Raw genomic sequence first — 1928 nt, 5'->3', positions numbered from 1 at the left:
ATAATAAAGTGATGTTCTACGAAAAATGGGGGTTTAAACAAGTTCCAATAACCACCAATTACATGAGCTTAATGAAGTGAGTACAAAGGATTAATATGAATTGCACAGGAAATGATTCATTCTAATGAATGAAGCTTTCANCAACTCCCTCGGTATGATTTAAATTCCTCACGCAAGCTCGTCTACTCGCAGGATTTCATGGTTTAGCTATCGGTGATGAATGAAAGATAACGAGATACATTAGAATGTTTCGTTAAAAAGGCATGCGGGAACAGAGGTGAGGTTTATTCACCCAATACATTCCAAATGCTGCACGTATTCTCCACGGTGCCCTTAGCGATGTTCACTCCCATGTCTCGACGGGTCAATAGCCCTTTCATTCCTTCGTCATATCTATCCAAGGGGTGGAGGTCGGTCTTTCTAACGGAATGGGTCTGAGCCCTTTTGTTTAACGTATCCCGATACTCCGTGCTTTCTTTGTTCTCCTGCGAATACGCCAACTTGCGTGAGGTGAGATTTAGTTTTAAGCTGCTAGTGCAAAGATTTTGTTTGGATTGTAGGCTTCGGCACTACGAACTACTCCGACTAAGAGTCGAGCTAGCTTTCCACATAACTTCATAATAGATTTCATCTTTTTAAGCTTCTTTACTTCAACATTATGGTGATGTAAGGCTTTAAACTCTTTGTTATTCATGACCATGCTCATCGTGATTAAATAGAGAAAGTGTCGCAGTCGTGGACGGCCACGTTTACTGAGCGTCAACTGTCCTTTCCATTTACCTGAGCTTGCTTCAGTTATATTTAGACCTGCGTGACGGAGTAAGGCATTCCCGTGTGCGTAACCTCTAAGATCTCCAGCCTCTCCTAAAACACCAGCTAAAGCAATTGCACTTATCCCTGTAATAGCTAAGATCTTACCTGAATAGGGGATACGTTCAACAATGTCCTTAGCTTCTTTTTCGATTCTCTGCAGTTGTTTAGTAGCTAAGTCATGCTCCTCAAGAAGCTGCTCTAGATGCAGTTTGTAAGCGTGTGAGGCCTGCTTAGAACCAACAGTTTGCTTGGCAAGATCAATGAGAAGATGAGCTCTACGCACCCCAGAATGCCGCTTCATGAATGTCTGCCATCCCTTAATGACATCATCAGGACTCAGTTTACAAAGGTCAGATGGTAGCGGAAAAAGCCTGAGGGTTAACAAAGCTCCCTTACAAGTTAGGATTTTAAAGACTTGTCTGAGTTCTGGAAATACAATGTCGACCCAGCGGTGGATCTGGTTAACGGTACTTACAAGTCGTTTAACAACCGTTTCTCGGTTAGCCATGAGTACTCGCAGCGAGTCGTACTCAGACGAGTGGAAACGGATGGGGGAGTAGTAGCCGTTTTTCACCATGTCGGCAATAACTAAAGCATCTTTCTTGTCGCTTTTAGAGCGTGTATTGTCGCGGTTTTCTTTATTCTTTTTAACCAGGTGAGGATTAACGAGTACGGCTTCAATTGCTTTATTTTTAAGCCATCCGGCAAGGCTGAACCAGTAATGGCCAGTCGGTTCCATACCAACGATAACGTGAGAAAGCTTATATGAAGCTGATAAGTCGCGAATCCAACGGTCGAGGGACCTGAAGCCATCCTCGTTATTGTTAAAAACCAATGGATTGCCGAGAGCGACACCGCGGAAGTTAACCGCTCTAGCAACATGGGTTTCCTGAGCAATGTCTACACCTACAACCAGATGATGAACGGTAATGTTTTCAATGAGTTGATTTTGCTTATCTTGTGCTTTAAACTTCATGGTAGAGCGTCCTCCTGGATGATGGAATTAAAGGGCTTTTGACCCGTGCGTACTTCCATCGTACCGAGGCGCTCGTTTTTTTACAAAGCTGAAATTTATCCATCTACAGGAATCTAACGGGAGACGATAGCTCAATACG

At 43.4% G+C, this 1928-nt stretch carries 1 protein-coding gene; it reads right to left on the bottom strand.

Going from position 1 to position 1928, the window contains the following annotated elements:
- Positions 1–523 precede the first annotated feature (523 nt).
- Positions 524–1789 (bottom strand): IS110 family RNA-guided transposase, encoded by a 1266-nt coding sequence (locus OB236_RS32000; protein ID WP_262687629.1) that lies wholly within the window; start codon positions 1787–1789, stop codon positions 524–526.
- Positions 1790–1928 lie beyond the last annotated feature (139 nt).

The organism is Paenibacillus baimaensis, from assembly GCF_025567575.1.
This window is presented reverse-complemented; position numbering and strand designations above follow the sequence as displayed.